This window comes from Rhodococcus sp. PvR099 (assembly GCF_017833315.1).
GTDB lineage: Bacteria > Actinomycetota > Actinomycetes > Mycobacteriales > Mycobacteriaceae > Rhodococcus_G > Rhodococcus_G oryzae.
On sequence record NZ_JAFIBV010000001.1, the window covers coordinates 5,234,810 to 5,254,961 of the forward strand.

General features: G+C 67.9%; 11 protein-coding genes. 7 read left to right on the top strand and 4 right to left on the bottom strand.

The features are described from left to right. The first annotated feature begins 22 nt into the window (after positions 1 to 22). Positions 23 to 244 carry an MbtH family protein gene (locus JOE46_RS24270; protein WP_097211048.1) on the top strand — a complete coding sequence of 74 codons (222 nt, stop codon included), beginning with the start codon at positions 23 to 25 and terminating at the stop codon, positions 242 to 244. A gap of 66 nt (positions 245 to 310) precedes the next feature. Here JOE46_RS24270 and JOE46_RS24275 read toward each other — a convergent pair whose 3' ends face one another. Continuing rightward, positions 311 to 643, bottom strand: coding sequence for a hypothetical protein (locus tag JOE46_RS24275; protein ID WP_209928710.1), 333 nt, complete (start codon positions 641 to 643; stop codon positions 311 to 313). Positions 644 to 997: 354 nt separating this feature from the next. On the opposite strand from JOE46_RS24275, the gene JOE46_RS24280 reads away from it, so the two are divergent. Next, on the top strand, positions 998 to 10,117 hold the full coding sequence (locus JOE46_RS24280) for a non-ribosomal peptide synthetase (RefSeq protein WP_209928712.1): 9,120 nt from the start codon (positions 998 to 1,000) through the stop codon (positions 10,115 to 10,117). A gap of 21 nt (positions 10,118 to 10,138) precedes the next feature. Here JOE46_RS24280 and JOE46_RS24285 read toward each other — a convergent pair whose 3' ends face one another. Both JOE46_RS24285 and JOE46_RS24290 read right to left on the bottom strand, forming a co-directional pair. Further along, on the bottom strand, positions 10,139 to 10,834 hold the full coding sequence (locus JOE46_RS24285) for a GntR family transcriptional regulator (protein WP_097211051.1): 696 nt from the start codon (positions 10,832 to 10,834) through the stop codon (positions 10,139 to 10,141). 44 nt (positions 10,835 to 10,878) lie between these two features. Then, positions 10,879 to 12,024: an acyl-CoA dehydrogenase family protein gene (locus JOE46_RS24290; protein WP_097211052.1), complete on the bottom strand. Its 1,146-nt coding sequence runs from the start codon at positions 12,022 to 12,024 to the stop codon at positions 10,879 to 10,881. 174 nt (positions 12,025 to 12,198) lie between these two features. On the opposite strand from JOE46_RS24290, the gene JOE46_RS24295 reads away from it, so the two are divergent. The 4 genes from JOE46_RS24295 (at position 12,199) to JOE46_RS24310 (ending at position 17,642) form a co-directional block, all read left to right on the top strand. Continuing rightward, positions 12,199 to 13,728 carry an aldehyde dehydrogenase family protein gene (locus JOE46_RS24295; protein WP_209928713.1) on the top strand — a complete coding sequence of 510 codons (1,530 nt, stop codon included), beginning with the start codon at positions 12,199 to 12,201 and terminating at the stop codon, positions 13,726 to 13,728. A gap of 9 nt (positions 13,729 to 13,737) precedes the next feature. Continuing rightward, on the top strand, positions 13,738 to 14,634 hold the full coding sequence (locus JOE46_RS24300) for an oxygenase MpaB family protein (RefSeq protein WP_136911921.1): 897 nt from the start codon (positions 13,738 to 13,740) through the stop codon (positions 14,632 to 14,634). A 105-nt stretch (positions 14,635 to 14,739) separates the two neighbouring features. Further along, positions 14,740 to 16,197, top strand: coding sequence for a wax ester/triacylglycerol synthase domain-containing protein (locus JOE46_RS24305; RefSeq protein ID WP_209928714.1), 1,458 nt, complete (start codon positions 14,740 to 14,742; stop codon positions 16,195 to 16,197). Positions 16,198 to 16,226: 29 nt separating this feature from the next. Continuing rightward, the gene (locus tag JOE46_RS24310; RefSeq protein WP_179800492.1) at positions 16,227 to 17,642 is read left to right on the top strand and encodes a wax ester/triacylglycerol synthase domain-containing protein; all 1,416 of its coding nucleotides are present in this window, start codon (positions 16,227 to 16,229) and stop codon (positions 17,640 to 17,642) included. Between the two features lie 19 nt (positions 17,643 to 17,661). Here JOE46_RS24310 and JOE46_RS24315 read toward each other — a convergent pair whose 3' ends face one another. Further along, a complete protein-coding gene (locus JOE46_RS24315) occupies positions 17,662 to 18,894 on the bottom strand; it encodes a TetR/AcrR family transcriptional regulator (RefSeq protein WP_209928715.1) in 1,233 nt (410 codons plus the stop codon). A 300-nt stretch (positions 18,895 to 19,194) separates the two neighbouring features. Here JOE46_RS24315 and JOE46_RS24320 point away from each other — a divergent pair, with 300 nt between their 5' ends. Then, positions 19,195 to 19,992, top strand: a complete 798-nt coding sequence (locus tag JOE46_RS24320) for an enoyl-CoA hydratase (RefSeq protein ID WP_209928716.1) — start codon at positions 19,195 to 19,197, stop codon at positions 19,990 to 19,992. The last annotated feature ends 160 nt before the right edge of the window (positions 19,993 to 20,152 follow it).

Consider the following 20,152-nt stretch of genomic DNA (forward strand, 5'->3'; position numbering starts at 1 on the left):
ATGACGAAAGAAAGGTAGATCTATGAGCAACCCCTTCGATGACGAGGACGGCCAGTTCCTCGTGCTGGTGAACGACGAGGGTCAGCACTCGCTGTGGCCGATGTTCGCGAAGGTCCCGGCGGGCTGGAACGAGGTGCACGGCCCCTCCTCGCGCCAGGAGTGCGTCGACTACGTCGAGGCGAACTGGACCGACATGCGGCCGAAGAGCCTGATCGATGCGATGGCGGGGGACGCCGACAAGTAGGCGTCACCGAACGACGAACCGGCCCGAGAGCTCAGCTCTCGGGCCGGTTTCTCGTTTCGGAATCGATCAGGTGTGCGTGCCCCGCGCGGGACCCACGATCGCGGTGTGGATCTTGTTGCCGTCGGCGTCGGCGTCGGCGTCGGTGTGATCGGGGTCGTTGGTTGGGTTGTCGGGATCTACCTGCGGGTTGCAGTGGCCTGCGGTGATGCCTACCTTGCGACCGGCGGAATCGGTGCCGGCGCCCCGTGTGCACCAGTAGCCGTACTCCGTGTAGTCGTCGAACGTGATCGTGGTGCCCGGTCCGACAACCTTTGCGGGTGGTACGGCCGGGCCCGGAACTCGGTCAGCAAGGGCGGACGCGACGCCCAGGCCGAGCAGTAGGGCCGAGGTGGCGAGCAAGCCTGTGAGTAACCGGGTGGTGCGTGTCCTGCGGGCTCCTTTGCTGTGAACGACAATCCGCCGAAGCAAGATAAACCATCTGGTCGGTTTTTGTTACGAAACGAGACCTCCGCTGGATCGCGAGAGCCGGGGCACGGCAAACGGTTTCGGTCGCCCTATGTGCGGCCTGCCAGGGCTCTCAGGAGACGCCACAGGAGTGGGTCGGGGAGGGCGGTCGTGGCCGTGACCGAGTCCGGGCGGGATGTGTGCCGGTCACGTAGTCTTTTCCCTCGGTGTCGCACTACGCGATGGTCATGCCGAATGGTGCAGGGGGGATTCGGGCATGGCGAGGGCTCAATAGTTTCGGAGTAGGTGTTGTCGGATTTCCCCCGGTCGGTCGCCGCCGTCGCGGCTACTCGCCCCGACGCGGTCGTCGTGAAAGTCGACGATGTGTCGGTGACCTATCGGGAACTCGACGAGCGCCTCCAGATGCTGGCCGGACCGCTCGCTGCCAGGGGATTGGACGCTGAGGCCATCGTCTCGGTGACCCTGTCCGGACTGGCACCGATGGTGGTCGCGGCCGAGGGTGGCCTGGGCGCGGTCCTGGACACCATCGAGCGGGACGCCAAGGCGCTTGAGGCCCCGCCTGCCCGGAGCACCCTTGCGGATCTGTTCGACGAGCAGGCGGCGCGGACGCCGGAGTCGGTCGCTCTGGTGTTCGAGGGGCACGCGCTGACCTACGCAGAGTTCGACGCCCGCGCCAACCGGCTGGCGCGCCATCTCATCGCCGACGGGGTCGGTCCGGACACCGTGGTCGCGCTGGCGATGCGTCGGTCGATCGACCTGTTGGTCGCCGTGTACGCCGTGGTCAAGGCAGGCGGCGCCTACCTCCCCCTCGACCCGGACCACCCGGCCGAGCGCACGGCGCACGTGCTCGAGACCACCGCGCCGGTTGTCGTACTCACCACCGGCGCCGACGGCGCGGCTCTGCCCGCCGGATCACCGGGTGTGGTCCTCGAGCAGTTGGACCTCGGCGGGTTTTCGGATGCGCCGGTGACGGATGCGGATCGGATGGCGCCGCTGGCGCCGGAGAACGCGGCGTACGTCATCTTCACGTCGGGTTCGACGGGCCGGCCCAAGGGTGTGGCCGTGAGCCATGCCGCGATCGTGAATCGTCTGTTGTGGATGCAGGGCGAGTACGGGCTGACCGTCGACGACGTGGTGCTGCAGAAGACCCCGGTGACGTTCGATGTGTCGGTGTGGGAGTTGTTCTGGCCGTTGCAGGTCGGTGCTCGGATGGTGATCGCGGTGCCGGATGGTCATCGGGATCCGGCGTATCTGGCTCGGGTGATCGCGGAGGAGTCGGTGTCGACCGCCCACTTTGTGCCGTCGATGTTGGCGGTGTTCGTGTCGGAGCCGGGTATGGCGGGTTGTAGTTCGCTGCGACGAGTGTTCGCCTCGGGTGAGGCGCTTCCGGCGCAGACGGCTGGGTCGCTGCGTGAGGTTCTACCGTCGGTGCGATTACATAATCTGTACGGGCCGACGGAGGCCGCGGTGGATGTGACGTTCCATGAGGTCACAGCCGCGGATCGGGTGTCGGTGCCGATCGGTGTGCCCGTGTGGAACACGCAGGTGCTGGTGTTGGATTCGCGCCTGCATCCGGTGCCGGTGGGGGTGCCGGGCGAGTTGTATCTGGCGGGTGTGCAGCTGGCCCGCGGGTACGTGGGTCGTAGTGATCTGACGTCGGATCGGTTCGTGGCCAACCCGTTCGGGGCCGCGGGTGAGCGGATGTACCGGACCGGCGACCTGGTGCGATCCCATGTATCCGGCGAGCTGGAATATTTGGGACGCAACGATTTTCAGGTGAAGTTGCGCGGCCTGCGGATCGAGCTCGGCGAGATCGAGTCCGCGATGCTCGCACACCCGACGGTGGCGCAGGCGGTCGTGGTGGTCAGAGAGGACGTTCCCGGAAACCAGCAGCTGGTCGGCTACGCGGTCGCCGCCGCCGAGGCGCTCATCGACGGCGATGAGCTGCGTGCGTTCCTTGGCCGTTCGCTGCCCGAGTACATGGTGCCGATCACCGTGCTGACACTCGCGGAGTTTCCGATCACGGTGCACGGCAAGCTCGATCGGAAATCGCTGCCGAGGCCGGACTTCGAATCCGCACCTGGTGAGCACGGTGAGCCGTCGACCCCGGCCGAGGTGGTGGTCGCGCGGATCTTTGGTGAGATCCTCGGGGTCGAACGGGTCGCGGCCCAGGATTCCTTCTTCGATCACGGCGGCAACTCGCTGTCCGCCGCACGGGTGGTGGCCCGGGTCAACGCGGCACTCGGATGCGACGTGAGTCTGCGAGAGGTGTTCGACGCGCCGACCGTCGCGGGGCTCGCCGCCCTGGCGTCGGTTCGGGCCGACGGCGCGCGTCGTCGGCCCGAACTGGTGGCCGGGCCACGCCCGGATCGGGTCCCCCTGTCCCTGGCACAGGCCAGGATGTGGTTCATCAACCAGTTCGACATCTCATCGCCCGCATATAACCTCCCGCTCGGGATCCGGCTGGTCGGCGAACTCGACCATGAGGCGCTGCAAACCTCGGTCCAGAGCGTGTTGGATAGGCACGAATCACTGCGCACGGTGTTCCCGGACGACGGCGAGGGACCGCGGCAGGTGGTGATCCCGGTCGCCGGGGTCGATGCAGATCTCCGTCGGATTCTGGTCGCGGACGAGGCGGACCTGCGCGGCAGGTTCGCCGCGGCTGCGGCGGCCGGATTCGACGTGACGGTGGAGCCGCCGGTCCGGGTGCGACTGTTCCAGCTCGGCGGGGGCGAGCACGTGCTGCTGTTCCTGCTGCACCACATCGGGGCCGACGGCGTCTCGATGGCGCCGCTCGCGCGTGAGGTGGTGGCCGCCTACACGAGCGCGGTGGCCGGCGGTCGATATGAGCCCGAGCCGCTCTCGGTGCAGTACGCGGACTACTCGATCTGGCAGCGCGAATTGCTCGGCAGCGAAGACGACCCGGAATCCCTGCTCTCGCACCAGGTCCGGTACTGGCTCGACGAACTGTCCGGCATTCCCGATCTGTTGCCACTGCCCACCGACCGCCCACGCCCGGCCGCCGCCTCGCTCGAGGGTGGACGGGTGGAGTTCGAGATCGGAGCGGACCTGCACCGCCGGCTGTCGGCGCTGTCCCGCGAGCACGAGGCGACCCTGTTCACCACCATGCACGCGGCGTTCGCGTTGTTGCTGTCGAAGGTCTCGGGCACCGACGACGTCGTCATCGGGACGCCGACGGCCGGCCGCGGGGAGCACGTACTCGACGACCTGGTTGGCATGTTCGTCAACACGCTCGCCCTGCGGACCGTGCTGGACCACTCGGTGTCCTTCGCCGAGTTGCTCCGCAGCACAAGGGAATCGGATATCGGTGCGCTGGCGCACGCAGAGGTGCCCTTCGAGCGACTGGTGGAGGTCCTCGCACCGGAACGGTCCACCGCGCACTCGCCGATCTTCCAGGTCGTGCTCGCGTTGGAGAATGCCGAGCCCGCGGTCCTGGAGTTGCCTGGCTTGGCGGTGAGCGAGGTCGATCCCGGGTTCGCGTACGCGAAATACGATCTACAGCTCGCACTGGGGGAGCGGGCCGACCGATCGGGAATCGCGGGCACCTTCATCTATGCCACGGACCTGTTCGACGAGTCGACCGTGCGCACACTGGCCGCACGGTTCGTCCGGCTGCTCGACGCGGTGGCGCAGGATCCATCGGCGCCGATCGGGGACGCCGACGTGATGGACGCCCGTGAGCGCGCGGCGCTGTGCCCGGTCGCCGGCCGCCCCGCGGAGTCGCCGGTCACCCTTGCCGAGCTGCTGGCGGCGGCTGTCACCGAACGGACGGCGCCCGCACTGGAGTTCGGCTCCCGCACCGTGAACTACGGCGAGCTCGACACCCGCTCGAACGCTCTGGCGCGCTTGCTGATCGCGCGCGGTGTCGGACCGGAGTCGTTCGTCGCGGTCGCCCTGCCCCGATCGGTCGAGTCGATGCTGGCGCTGTGGGCGGTGGCGAAGACCGGCGCAGCCGTCGTACCCATGGACCCCGCCTACCCCGTCGATCGCCTCGGACACATGCTCGCCGACTCTGGTGCGGTGGTCGGCCTCACCGTCGCCGGGTACACGGACGCCCTGCCGGACGCGGACTGGGTGGCGCTCGACGCCGACGCCGTTGTGGTGGAGTGGGCTGCGCTCTCGACGGCGGCGGTCGCCGATCGGGACAGGCTCGCTGCGATGCTCCCGGCCCAGCCGGCGTACATGATCTACACCTCCGGCTCGACCGGGGTTCCCAAGGGCGTGGTGGTCACGCATCAGGGCATCGCGAGCTTCGCCCTCGAGCAGCGGCAGCGGTACTCGGTGACGGCCTCATCTCGGGTACTGCACTCCTCGTCGCCCAGTTTCGATGCATCGATCCTCGAGATCCTGATGGCGACGGCGGCCGGAGCGGCCCTGGTGATCGTGCCCCCCGGCGTGTACGGGGGCGGTGAGCTGGCGGACGTCATCGATTGCCAGCGGGTCACCCATGCCTTCATCACCCCGTCCGCTGCGGCCGCGCTCGCGCCCGACGGACTCGATTCGCTGCGGGTGGTCGTCATGGGCGGCGAGGCACTGAGCTCGGACCTGGTGATCCGCTGGGGTGCGGACCGGGACCTGTACAACGCGTATGGGCCGACCGAGATGACCGTCATGGTGTCGGCCAGCGCGGCGCTTGTGCCCGGCGAGGCGGTGACGATCGGCGGCCCGATCCGCGGGGTGACCGCGATGGTGCTCGACCGACGGCTTCGCCCGGTGCCGGTGGGGGTGGTCGGCGAACTGTACGTCGCGGGTCCGGCGATGGCGCGGGGATATCACAACCGATCGGGTCTGACCGCGGATCGCTTTGTGGCGAACCCTTTCTCGTCGATCGGTGCACGAATGTACCGGACGGGCGACATGGTGCGGTGGCTCGCCCCAGCGGCACAGGGCCGACTGTCGGATCTGGAACTCGAGTACGTGGGGCGCGGCGACTTCCAGGTGAAGATCCGCGGCTTCCGCATCGAACTCGGCGAGGTCGATGCGGCGCTGACCGCGCACCCGTCGGTGGATTTCGCGGTGACGATGGGCCGTCCCGCCCCGTCGGGGGCGACGGTGCTGGCCGCGTACGTGGTGGCGGCCGCCGGAGCGTCGGCAGACCCCGAGGAGCTGACCGCGTTCGCCGCGAGGACCCTGCCCTCGCACATGGTGCCGTCGGTGGTGACGGTGCTGGACGAGATCCCGTTGACGGTGAACGGGAAGCTCGACCGAGGCGTTCTGCCTGCGCCGGAATTCGTGTCGACGGCGTTCCGCGCACCGTCGACACCGGTCGAGGAGATCGTCGCCGGGACGATCTCGGAGGTGCTCGGTCTTCCGAGAGTCGGGTTGGACGACAACTTTTTCGACCTCGGTGGGAACTCGTTGATCGCGACGCGAGTGGCGGCGCGTCTCGGCTCCGTGCTGGGCGTGACGGTTCCGGTTCGGCTGTTGTTCGAGTCCCCGACGGTGGCGGCGCTCGCGGTGCGGGTCGAGCGGGACTCCGGGTCGGCGCGAGCGGCGCTGGCGCCGAGGCCCCGACCGGATCGCATTCCGCTGTCGCTGGCGCAGCAGCGGATGTGGTTCCTGAACCGGTTCGATCCGGAGTCGGCCGTGAACAACATCCCGGTCGTCGTGCGGCTGTCGGGTGCACTCGATGTCGCGGCGCTGCGTTCGGCGATTCGCGACGTGCTCGAGCGACACGAGTCGTTGCGCACAATGTATCCGGAGTCGAGTGATGGTCCTTCTCAGGTGATCGTGCCCGCGGCGTGGGTGGTCCCGGATCTGGTCCCGGTCGAGGTGTCGACGGGCGACCTGTCCGATCGTGTGGCCGAACTCGTGGTGGCGGGTTTCGACGTGGCGGCCGAGGTCCCGATCCGGGTGGCCCTCTTCCATGTGACCACGACCGAGCACGTGCTGGCGATCGTGGTGCATCACATCAGTGCCGACGGCTTCTCGATGGGGCCGCTGACGCGAGACGTCATGGCGGCCTATGTCGCGCGGGTCAGGGGCGAGGTACCGGTGTGGTCGCCGTTGGCCGTGCAGTACGCCGACTTCGCGTTGTGGCAGCGTGAGGTTCTCGGTGACGAGTCCGATCCCTCGTCGCTCGTGGCGCGGCAGCTCGGGTACTGGCGCGGCGCGCTGTCCGGGCTGCCCGCACAGCTGGATCTGCCATCGGATCGTTCGCGTCCGGCGGTCCGGACACACGCGGGTGCCCGGGTGGACACCCCCATCAGCGAGCGCACCCGGGCCGGACTGTCCGATTGGGCCGCACAGCACAATGCCTCGTTGTTCATGGCAGTGCACGCGGGCCTCGCGGTGTTGTTGAGCAGGCTCAGCGGTACCTCCGATATCGCGGTGGGCACGCCGGTGGCCGGTCGCGGCGAAGCCGAACTGGACGATCTGGTCGGCATGTTCGTCAACACCCTGGTGCTGCGGACGTCGGTCGAGGGGGCGGAATCGTCGACGGAACTCCTGGCGCGCGTGCGTGAATCGGATCTGGGTGCGTTCGGGCACACAGAGGTCCCGTTCGAGCGTGTGGTGGAGGTGCTCAATCCGGAGCGGTCCATGTCGAGGCACCCCCTCTTCCAGGTGATGCTGTCCTACCAGAACCTCGAGCAGCCGGACCTGGAGCTGCCGGGCTTGCACGTATCGGGGGTCGGCGCGGCGGTCGAGGTGGCGAAGTTCGACCTGCAGGTGACGGTCGTGGAACAGGCAGGTGCAGGCGGACTGTCGGTTTCCTTGGTCTACGCGACGGACCTGTTCGACCGGTCGACGGTGGACGGTTTCGCGCGCCGGTTCGGCCGGATTCTCGACGCGATGGCGGCCGACCCGCAATGCCCGGTCGGCGATATCGACCTCATCGGCGAGGAGGGTCGCGAGGCGATCCTGGGCGCGTGGAACGCCACCGCACATCCGGTGGCGCCGCGGACATTGGTCGATCTGTTCGACGGGCAGGTGGCGCGGACGCCGGATTCGGTGGCGCTCGTGTTCGAGGGCCAGGCTCTGACCTATGTCGAGTTCGATGCTCGGGTGAACCGCCTTGCGCGGCAATTGATTTCCATCGGTGTCGGTCCGGAATCGCTGGTGGCGTTGGCGATGCGTCGGTCGATCGATCTGTTGGTCGGTGTGTATGCGGTGATCAAGTCGGGTGGCGCGTACGTGCCGGTGGATCCGGACCAGCCGGGGGAGCGGGTGGCGCACGTACTCGGATCCTCGTCCCCGGTCTGTGTGTTGAGCACCTCTCGCGACGTTTTCACGGCCGCGGCGGCCGAGGTCGTGGAGATCGACGCGGTCGACCTGGCGTCGTTCTCCGATGCGCCGGTCACTGATGCGGATCGGTTGGCGCCGTTGGTGCCGTCCAATACGGCGTATGTGATTTTCACGTCGGGTTCGACGGGTCGGCCCAAGGGTGTGGCGGTTTCGCATGCGGCGATCGTGAATCGTCTGTTGTGGATGCAGGGCGAGTACGGGCTGTCGGCTGATGATGTGGTGTTGCAGAAGACTCCGGTGACCTTCGATGTGTCGGTGTGGGAGTTGTTCTGGCCGTTGCAGGTTGGTGCCCGGATGGTGATCGCGGTGCCGGATGGTCATCGGGATCCGGCGTATCTGGCTCGGGTGATCGTGGAGGAGTCGGTGTCGACGGCGCATTTTGTGCCGTCGATGTTGGCGGTGTTCGTGGCGGAGCCGTCGGTGGTGGAGGCGGTGTCGTTGCGGCGGGTGTTCGCTTCGGGTGAGGCGTTGCCCGCGCAGACCGCGGCGTTGTTGCGTGAGGTGTTGCCGTCGTCGCGTTTGCACAATCTGTATGGGCCGACGGAGGCCGCGGTGGACGTGACCTTCCATGAGGTCACTGCGGCGGATGAGGTGTCGGTGCCGATCGGTGCGCCGGTGTGGAACACGCAGGTGTTCGTGTTGGATTCGCGGTTGCGGCCGGTGCCGGTGGGGGTGCCGGGTGAGTTGTATCTGGCGGGTGTGCAGTTGGCCCGCGGGTATGTGGGTCGTAGTGATCTGACGTCGGATCGGTTTGTGGCGAATCCGTTCGGTGGTGCGGGTGCGCGGATGTACCGGACCGGTGACCTGGTGACCTGGAGCGCCGCGGGTGAGCTGGAGTACATCGGTCGTACTGACTTCCAGGTGAAGTTGCGTGGTCTGCGGATAGAGCTCGGCGAGATCGAGGCGGCCCTGCTCGGGCTCGACGGGGTCGAGCAGGCCGTGGCCGTGGTCCGGCAGGACAGCCTGGGGCATCCACAACTGGTCGGGTATGTGGTCGGCGACCCGTCGTTCGATCCGGGCGTCGCCCGCGCCTCCCTCGGCCGCGCCCTGCCGGAGTACATGATTCCGAGCGTGTTCGTGAGGCTGGGGGCGTTGCCGGTGAACGCGTCCGGCAAGCTTCACCGCTCGGCTCTGCCCGCGCCGGTGCCGGTCGCCCGCGAGTATCGCGCACCGGTGTCCGCGACGGAGGTCGCGATCGCAGAGGTGCTGGCCGAGGTGCTCGGTGTCGGCCAGGTCGGTGTGGACGACAACTTCTTCGAGCTCGGCGGCAACTCGCTGATCGCCACCGGCGTGGTGGCTCGGCTGACGGCCCGACTCGGATCCGAGGTTCGCCTCCAATGGATGTTCTCCGAGCCGACCCCGGCGGGGCTCGCCGACCGGATCGACTCCGGCACGAGGGCCGACGCGGACGGTGAGGAGTCCTTCGAGGTGCTGCTCCCGATCCGCGTCGGTGGATCCGAGCCGCCCCTGTTCTGCGTGCACCCGATCGGCGGGCTCTCGTGGGCGTTCGCCGGCCTGGCCCGGCACCTCGAGTCCGACCGCGGAATCTACGGCCTGCAGTCGCCCGCGCTCGGGAGCTCCGGCTGGGCGCCGGGTTCGATCGGTGAATGGGCCGACAGGTACGTGCGCGAGATCCGTTCGATTCAACCCGAGGGGCCCTATCACCTGCTGGGGTGGTCGCTCGGTGGCGTGATCGCGCAGGCAATGGCGGTCCAATTGCAGTCAGAGGGCGAGGATGTCGCGCTACTGGCGATGATGGACAGCTTCGCCGATCACGAGGCCGCGCCTGCACGGTCGGTCCTCGATGAGCCGACACCGGACGAGCTGCTCGGCGGGCTGGTCCCGGAGGGGATCCGCCTCCACGACCGGGCACAGGCCGTCGAATCAGTGGTGGAATCCCTCGTGCTGCTGGCCGCGCATCGTCCGAAGTCGTTCGCGGGAGATGTCGTGTACTTCACCGCGGCGCAGGAAGACAGGAGCGGGTCGCTCGGGGCCTCGACCTGGCGGTCGGTGGTGGACGGCGCGATCCACAATCATCCGGTGGAATCGACGCACTGGGGGATGGCCTCGCCCGAGGCACTGGCCGTGATCGCCCGCGTCCTCGACGGCTGGTGGTCCGGCGCGGAGGCGGTGACCCGCTAGCGCTCGGTGACGACTACACCGTCAGTCCCAGATCCCGACGTCTTCGAGGTGGCTGATCAGTCGCTGCGCCCCGTCGAGGAAGTGCGCCCGGGATTCGCGCCCGGCCTCCTCGGCGTCCCCCACGGCCATCGCGTCGATCAGCCGGTCGTGGCTCGCGATGGCGGCATCGCCCCAGCCGTGGTCCGCCGAGTAGAAGTGCACCGGCGTATACCGGGTCGCATTGAGCAGGAACCGGGAGAGCTTGGCGGAACCCGCCAACCGATTGAGGATCCGATGGAAGCCGAACTCGAGGTCCTCGATCCGTGCCGCATCCGAATCCTCCACGGCACGTGCCAGTTTCACATTGATGGCGCGGAGCTCGTCGAGGGTCTCCTTGTCGATTGCCGCGGTGGCCCTCGAGGTCAGCTCCTCGGCGATCTGCCCCTGCAGCCAGAAGACGTCGTTGATGTCGCCACGACTGAGAGCGGCGACGACGTACCCACGGTGCGGCACCAGCTCCACGAGGCCCTCGCTGCGCAGTGTCAGCAGGGCCTCGCGGACAGGGGTGACGCTGACCCCGAGTTCGGCGGCGGTCTCGTCGAGACGGATGAACTCGCCCGGCCGCACCCCGCCCGACATGATGAGGTTGCGGACGTGCACCGCGACGTCATCGGAGAGCTGGGGGCGGCGACGGAGCGCGCGCGCCTCCTTGGGGCGTGGTGTGGCGGACGAGGTCATCGAGTCTCCTTCTGACGGCAATCAGCTTAAACGCCTGCCAGCGGCTACAAGCCGTACGTCTTGCCGATGATGTCGCGCTGGATCTCGCTGGTCCCGCCGAAGATGGTGGACACCAGCGCCCCGCGGACGTGCTTCTCCATGTCGAACTCGGTGGCGTAGCCGTACCCGCCCATCATCTGCATGCCCTCGAGGGCGACGCGCTTGGCGGTCTCCGTCGCCTTCAGCTTGGCCATCGAGGCCTCTCGGGCGAGGACCTTGTCCGGGTTGGCGTCCGCCTCGCGCGCGACGTTGTAGACGAGCAGCTTGGTGCATTCGATCTCGGTGGCGAGGTCCGCCATCCGGTGCCGCAGCGACTGGAAGCTGCCGATCGGCCGGCCGAACTGCTTGCGCTGGGTGATGTACCCGAGGGTGTCGTCGAAGGCCCGCTCCGCGGTCCCCAGGATCATCGCGGCAAGGATCAGCCGTTCGAAGTTCAGTCCGGTCATCAGCTGACGCCAGCCGTTCCCCACCTCGCCGACCACCGCATCCGCGGGGAGGACGCAGTCCGTGAAGTAGAGGTCGTTCGTCTCCTTCTGGCCGCCCATCAGCTCGATCGGGCTGATCTTCAGGCCGTCCGTGCGGGCGGGCACGTGGAACATGGTCATGCCCTCGTGCTTGTTCTCGCCGCGGCTCGTACGCGCGACGAGCAGGATGTTCTCCGAGATGTGGGCGTTGGAGCACCACGTCTTCTGGCCGTTGACCAGCCAGCCGTCCGAGGTCTGCTCGGCCTTGGTGCTCAGGTTCCCGACATCGGAGCCGGCCTCGGGCTCGGACATCGAGATCGACTGGGACGCACCGCGGACGATGCCGCGCAGCACCTCGTCCTTCTGCTGCGGGGTGCCGAACTTGGCGTATGCCCCGCCGGTGATGAGCGTCGGCCCGATCGCGCCGATCGGCAACATCCCGCGTTGGGTCTGCTCGAGCAGGATGCACATGTCGACCATGGTCGCGTCGGAGCCGCCGAATTCCTCGGGGATGGTCAGCCCGAGCCAGCCCAGCTCGGCCATCTTCTCGTATACGCCCTGGTTGTGATTGTGCGCGCCGTGATCCGTCAACTGATCGCGCTTCTCGCGCGTGCCGGCCTCGCGCTTGCAGAAGTCCGTGACGGCCTTGGCGAATGCCTTCTGTTCCGTGGTGAATTCAACGCTCATCTTCGTTGGCTCCCGCTGGTTGGGTGGGCGCACGGTGCGCGCCGGGGGATCAGTGTCGATGTGGTCTTGTCGGCGGGCCCGCCGCCGCCTAATGTGATGTCCATAACACTACATCACATCAAATATATTTGATGCGAAGTATCTAGAGGCGATCGGCGACGGAGGGAACTGTCCATGCCACAGCAGGCGGCCAAGAAGCACGAGCTCACCGAGACAGCCGGGTCTCCCGCGGGGGCGGGGGTGATCGAGTCGCTGGATCCGCGCACCGACGAGGTCATCGCCAGCTACCCGGTCGCGGATGCGGACGAGGTCGCGAGGGTCGTCGAGCGGGCTCGCCCCGCCGCGCGGTGGTGGGAGTCGCTGGGCTTCGACGGACGCAAGCGATGGCTGCTGGACTGGAAGACGGCGATCGCATCCGACGCGCAGGCCCTGGCTGCCGTGATCTCCCGCGAGACCGGGAAACCGCCGGGCGACGCCCTGCTGGAGGTGATGCTCACCGTCGAGCACCTGGATTGGGCCGCCCGCAACGCCGCCAAGGTGCTCGGCAAGAAGAAGGTGCCCGCCGGGTTGGTGAGCGCCAATCAGGAGGCGACCGTCCGATACCAGCCGCTCGGCGTGGTGGGGGTGATCGGGCCGTGGAACTATCCGCTGTACACGCCGATGGGTTCGATCTCGTACGCACTCGCGGCGGGCAACGCGGTGGTCTTCAAGCCGAGTGAGCTGACGCCGGGTGTCGCAGTGTGGATCGCCGACAAGTGGCAAGCGCTCGTCCCCAACCAGCCTGTGCTGCAGGTGATCACGGGTGACGGCGGCACAGGGACCGCGCTCTGCAGGGCCGGGGTCGACAAGGTCGCGTTCACCGGTTCGACGCCGACCGCCAAGAAGGTGATGGCCTTGTGCGCGGAGACCCTGACCCCGATGGTCGCGGAGTGCGGCGGCAAGGACGCGATGCTGGTGGACGCAGATGCGGATCTGGAGGAGGCGTCGAGTTTCGCCGTCTTCGGCGCCATGGGCAACGCGGGCCAGACCTGTGTCGGCGTGGAACGAATCTATGTGGCGGACGGGGTGTTCGACACGTTCGTGCAGAAGGTCACCGAGAAGGCCAAGCGGTTGCGACCCGGCGGTGCCCCGGACTCCTCGTATGGGCCGATGACGATGGCACGGCAGTCGGAGGTGGTGCGCGGGCAGATCGACGATGCCCTCGCCAGGGGCGGTCGCGCGGTGCTCGGCGGCCAGGAGTCGATCCGCGGGCCCTTCGTCGAACCGGTGATCCTCGTCGATGTTCCGGAGGACAGCAGCGCCGTCCGGGAGGAGACCTTCGGTCCGACGGTGGTGATCAATCGGGTCGCGGACCTGGACGAGGGGATTGCTGCGGCCAACGCCTCCAAGTACGGACTCGGTGCCTCGATCTTCACCGGTGACCGCAGGCGGGCGGTGGAGGCGGCCGAGCGGTTGCGAGCCGGAGTGGTCACGATCAACTCGGTGCTGGGATTCGCGGGCGTGGCCGCGCTCCCGTTCGGCGGGGTGGGGGAGTCGGGCTTCGGCCGGATCCACGGCGCCGACGGACTGCGCGAGTTCAGCCGCGCCAAGTCGGTTGCCCGGCAGAAGTACCGGGCGCCGTTGAACCTGCTGTCGATGGAACGTAAACCCCGGGACATGAAGATCGCCGCGTGGTTGCTCAAGACGCGGCACGGCCGGAGCTGAGAGGGCACCATGTTGCTGGTGAACGAGAACCCGTCCCGACCGCGCGGCAGGTATGGCTGGCTCCACCGGATCGAGCAACTCGATCCGGCAACGGACAACCACGAGATCCATCGGATCACCGCCGGCTTCGAGTTTCCGTGGGACTACCAGCGCGCGCTCGAGTTCGCGCTGTTCCGGACCTACTGCGTGCCGACGATCTCCGCATTGCTGCGCCGGACCGGGGAGTTCGAGAAGCGGCCGCAGAAGCGCTATGACGACACCGCGCTGCTGATGGCAGAACTCGTCGAGCACGGCTACGACTCGCCCCGCGGCACGGAGTCGCTGCGAATGGTGAACCGGATGCACGCGAAGTACGACATCGACAATTCGGACATGTTGTACGTGCTGAGCACTTTCGCCTTCGATCCGTTGGACTGGATCGACCGCTACGGATGGCGCCCACTGCACCCCAACGAACGGCTTGCCTCCTTCCTCTTCTATCGGGAGGTCGGACTGCGGATGGGCATCAAGGACATCCCGGAGGACTTTCAGGAGTTCTACCGGTTCAAGATCGAGTACGAGGCCGAGCGCTTCCGGTACACCGAGGACAATCACCTGATCGGCGTCTACACCCGGGACCTGTTCTGTGCGTGGTTCCCCCGTCCGCTTCGGCCTGCCGTGCGTCAGGGGGTCTACGCGATGCTGGATCAGCAGATGCGCTCGGCCTTCGGGTTCCCGGCCGCACCGGCCTGGATGACGGGCGTCGCGCAGCGCGGATTGGTTGCCCGGTCCAAGGCTGTCCGGCTGCTGCCGCCGCGCAGGAGGTCGAAGGCCGCAAGGGACCCGCACAACCGGACCTATCCCGGATACCCGGTTGGCTACCGGCCGAGCGATCTCGGAGTGGACCAGAACCACGGTCGGGGCTGACCGGCGGGGAACGCGCGTCGTCCCGCGCTGCGGGAGCCTCGATGCGCGGGGCTTAGTGTCAAACGGTACCGTCTCGCCGGCAGGGGTCGACGAACGGGGAGTTACGTGCTGCAGGTCGATCCGAGGGATGCGGTGTTCCTCTATGTGGAGCGTCCCGTCGCCTGGCAGACCTTTCTGTCCGCCTACGCGTTCGTCCCCGATGGTTCGCAGGCTCACCCGGCCGATCGCCGGGAGATCGCCCGGTGGATCTCCGACCGCGCTCGCGGGATCGCGGTATTGCGCCAACGACTGGTCCGCGTCCCGTTCGACCTCGACCATCCCTACTGGGTCGAGGATCCCGAGCACTCCGTCGATGATCACCTCTTCTTCCATGACGGCTCGGGATGGCAGGAGCTGCGCGAATGGATGGCGCAGCTCGTACAGCAGCCGATGGATCGGTCCAGGCCGCTGTGGGAACTCCACGTCGTCACCGGGGTCCGCGGTATCCCCGGCGTCGGGGGGGAGGCCACGGTCGCGGTGATGAAGTTCCATCACTCGATGGCGGACGGCGAGCTGAGCACCACCATCTCCAGGACGCTGTTCGCGGCAGGCCCGGTTCCGGCTGTTCGCCCCGGCGGGCCGGTCGCCGCCCTGCAGATACCGGCCCCGGCCGGTCTGTTCGCCTCCGCCGTCCGAGCGTGCCCGCGCAAGGTCGGCGAGCTCGTCGGCGGCCTGCGAGAGTTCCGCGCGACGCGCCACCGACTCCTGGTCGAGCGCGAGGAGGGCACGCACACCCTGCCCGTCGCGAAGCGGCCGCGGACCGTGCTCAACCAGCCGCTCGGCCCCGATCGGGTGTTCGACGTGGCGTTCCTCCCGCTCGACGAAGTGCGGGACATGAAGGCCGCGCTCGGCGAGGTCACCGTCAACGACCTCGTACTGACGGTGATCGCGGGCGCGTTGCGGAGGTACCTCCACGAGATCGATGGCCCGACTGCGGGTTCGCTGGCCGCCGCGGTTCCGATGTCCATCCGCCGCACCCGCGCCTCCGAGTCACGAAATCAGTTCCTCACGATGGCGGTGGACCTGCACACCGCCACGGTCGATCCGATCGCGCGGGCCCGCGCGATCCATCGGTCGGTCCTGGAGGAGCGCGAGCGGTTGAGCATTCCGGCCGAGGCCGTTGCGGCTTCCTGCGATGTCGTCGGGGTCATACCCGGATGGGCGATTCGAGCCGCGCTGCGGATCGGTTACGGACGGCCGAAGCGACGGGCGGACTCGATCCACTACGTCAACACTCTGGTCAGCAGCGTGCGCAGTGGCGGTGCGGACCTGCGCCTGTGCGATGCGACCGTGGTCGCAGGCTTCGGCCTCGCGCCGCTCGTGGGTTTGGGCGGGGTGGCCCACGCCATCGGCTCGGTGGGCAACTCCCTCACCGTCAATGTCACCGCCGATCCAGTGCAGTTGGCCGACATCCGCCGCTATCGCGAACTCCTTCTCGAGTCGTTTGCCGAGCTAAGGGACCAGATCTGCCTCGGGAATGGTTCGCCGGTACGGTTGGACATCGGGAGCGTCGCCTCGGGGTGAAGCGGCGCGTGTTGGGGATGAGGCGGTACATGGAGCAGATGCATCCGAGAGACACCGTATTTCTGTACGTGGAGAAGGAACAGGCCAAACAGGCCACCATGACCGCGTATGCCTTTGTGGCCGAACGTGATTCGGATCGACGTCCGGATCCCGCCGAGATCACCCGGTGGATCGCGGACCGCGCGGGCGGGATGGAGATCCTGCGACAGCGGGTTGTCCGCGTGCCGTTGGACCTCGACCATCCGTACTGGGCGGAGGACCCGGAGTTCTCCGTCGACAATCACCTCGTCTTCCACACGGCCGAGCGCTGGGAGGACGTGCGGACGTTGCTCGCCGACCTGCTGCAGAGCCCGATGGACGAGTCAAGGCCGCCATGGGAACTCCACGTGATCTCCGGCGTCCGCGGGATCGATGGCATCGCGGGTGAGGCCACCGTGGCGGCGCTGAAGCTGCATCACGCGGCGGCCGACGGCATGTTGAGCGCCGCGATCGCACGCCGCCTCTTCGCGGCGGAGCCGGACGAGCAGGACGAAATCGTCGAGGTCGTGGACCCGGCCGCGCCGCCGTCGCAGGTCGGAATGCTGGCGCGGGCGCTCGGATCGACCCCACGGAATCTGGGTCGGCTCGCACAGGAACTCCTCAGGGCGCGCTCGGCGCAGCGTGCAATGCAACTCGGGAGCGATCTGGGGCTGTACCGGACGCCCACCGCCGTTCGCCCGCGCACGACGCTCAACCAGCCGTTGGGCCCTGACCGGGTTTTCAACACCGCGATACTCCCGCTCGGCGGCCTGCGTGCGATGAAGGTAAGGCTCGGCGAGGTCACGGTCAACGACCTGGTGCTCGCCGTGATCGGCAGGGCGATGCGGAATTACCTGCACGCGTCAGGCGAGGTGCCTGCCGGTTCGCTGGGTGCTGGGGTCCCGATGTCGACCCGCTCGACAGTGGAGGCGACGTCGCGAAACCGGTTCGTGACCATGTACGTGGATCTGCACACCGAGACCGAGGATCCGGTCGAGCGGGTGCGGGAGATCCACGATTCGGTCCTCGAGGAACGGGTCCGCACGACCACTCCCGCGTCGCTGACGCTCGATGAGCTCCCCGGTGCCGTTCCCGGCGCCCTCCTTCGCGCGGGCCTTGCGGTTCTCGGCGCGCTGCCCAAGCCGGAGTCGTCGACTGTCAGCCTGGGGAACGCGCTCGTCTCGAACGTGCCCAAGGGGCCGGCGGACATGAAGCTCGGCGATGCGACGGTGGTCGCGAGTTTCGGCCTGTGCCCGCTCTCGGGGCTCGCCGGTCTTGCGCACCGGGTCGACAGCGTCGGGGACGTCCTCACGATCAACGTCACCGCGGATCCGCTGCAGTTGCCGGACGACGATCGATACGTCGAACTGCTGCACGAGTCGTACGACGAGCTCGAATCGGCGATCATGAGCGGCGCCACGGCCTGAGGCGACGGCTCGCGGCCGGTCAGCTGTGCAGCACCGTCAGCATGAGGGTCTGCATCCGGCCGCGGGCCTGTGCGCCGGTGTCGAAATGGAGTAGCCGGCCCACGTCGAGGGTCTGGCCGAGAGCCGCGTGCACCAGGAACCTGGCCTCGACCGCGGACAGCTCTGGCCGTACCGCGGTGAGCAGGTGGACCCACTCCTCGACGTGCAGGCGCTGCACGTTGCGGAGGTTGGTGCGCTCCTGCTTGGGCAGGTTGCCTATCTCCGAGAAGTACACGGAGAGCACCTCGGGATGCGTGAATGCCAGGTCGATATAGGTGGCCGATAGTCGACTGAGCGCCTCGTCCGGGTCGGTGGAGGCGGCGAGCGCCGCGGCCGTCGCCATGGCCAGGCGATCGGCTGCCCGGTGGAATGCGGCAGCCAGCAGGTCCGCCTTGCTGGGGAAGTGTCGGTAGACGCTGGATGCGTTGATGCCCGCTGCGGCGCCGATCTCCTCGATGCTCGACTCGTGATAGCCGCGGTCGTGGAAGATCTTCACCGCCTCCGCGAGCAGTAGTTCACGCTTGGAGGTCACGGCGAGTCCGCGCTGTGCGGCGGGATCGTCGATCGTCGTCGTCGCGGGCGGCGCGCCGGCCAGGTCGCATCTCAACACGCCCCACGCGGTGCCGAGCAGGAGCTTCTCGATCTTGCGGTTCGCCAGCGCGGCGCTGTGGGCAGTGATGCTCCCGATCACGCTGAGCGCGGCTGCAGCGAGGATCACCGATTCGCGTTCGGCGAGGTCGGGTCGCAACTCGCGCAGCGGCCCCGCGACGTTCTGGGTCACCGCGACGAACTCGGTCCGCATCAGGTCCCGGTCGTCGGGTCGGAGGTAGCGGCCCTCCCACCGGTAGAGCCCACCGGTCTTGCGGCTTTCGACGGTCGTCACGATCAGTGCTCGCAGCACGGAATCCAACCGGAGCTCAGGGGTGCGGTCCGGATCGTCGGACTCGGCGGCGGCATCGGAGGCCGATCGGAGGGCGCCGACCGTTCCCATCGCGGCATGGACCAGCAAGGCGTACTTGTTGGGGAAATGGCGATAGAGGGCAGGGCCGGAGATACCGAGAGTGGCGGCGATGTCGTCCACGCCGACCGCGTGATAGCCCCGTTCACTGAAGGCCTGCGCCGCCACCAAGGCGATCTGCGCCTTGCGGTCCTTCGGTCGTCGCCGAACGGGCGCGGCGGCCGAAGCCGGCCGGCCGGTGGTCGTCTGGGGCATCGACGTCTCCTGACTTCGGTCGCAGCAATCCTAACCGAGAGCCTGGTGGCTTCTGCCCGAAAGCGAATTCTGGTTTCCGGTGCCGACGCCGACGCTTCCCCGTAGATCGTCATCGCAAAGTCCGGACTAGCAACGGTATTCGCTATTGACAACGTCGGACGGGTACATAAAAGTAAACCGCAATTCGCACGGTGTGAGCGTGCTCACTGGCGCCGGCCGTGGCCCGCACGTCGACCGCCGGCATGTGCGCCGAATCGAAAGGGGAAGCATGACCGTGTCCCGACCTGTGGGGGCCCTCCGATGACGGCGACCCCCGAGCTCGAGGTGATCGCCGGGCTGCGGGTCGAATTCGGGGATGGGATCCTGCGGATCACCATCGACAGGCAGGAGCGGATGAACGCGATCGACCTGGCGACGATGGACGCCATGGGCGACCTGCTGACCGGGCGCGCGAAAGACCCGTCGGTCCGGGTCGTGGTGATCGGTGGAGCGCGCGCGACCTTCTCGACCGGCGCCGACCTCGCCGCGGCGGCCGACGGTCCCGAGGCGGACCCGCGTGTCGTGATGGACTCGGCGAACCGGGTGGTCCGGGCGATCCTCACCCTGCCGATCCCGGTGATCGCGGAGGTGAACGGGGCGGCGGCCGGAGTCGGTGCGTCCATTGCCTTCGCGGCCGATCTGGCATTCGCGTCGCCGAGTGCGTACTTCCTGTTGGCCTTCGTCAACGTCGGGCTGATGCCCGACGGCGGATCGAGTCTGCTCGTCCCTGCGGCGATCGGGCGGGCAAGGGCGAGCGAGATGGCGCTGCTCGGGAGGAAACTCGGAGCCACGGACGCCGCAGCCGCCGGATTGATCGCCCGGGTGCTCCCCGAGGACGAACTGTCGTCTCATGTGCGAGCGGTCGCGGCCAAGCTGTCCCGCGGTCCCCGGCGCGCGATCGAACTGACCAAACGCGCGCTGACCACCACCACCCTCGCCCGAATCGACGAGACGCTCGAACGGGAAACCGAGGGCCAGATCGAACTTCTGGCGGCACCCGATTTCCGGGAAGGTGTCGCAGCGATGCTCGGTGGCCGGGCGCCCGAATTCGGCCGTTGACGCACGGCTTGGCCTGCCCGCCGTGCATCCCGGACAGGCCCGGCCCTGATTGAACAAACGTCCAGTCAGGGCTGGCTTTCGCGATGCGAATCTGTGTTAACAAAAATGCCGCGCGCTGGATCGCGTGTTGCCATACTGGGCGCATCCGTGAGGGTACGTC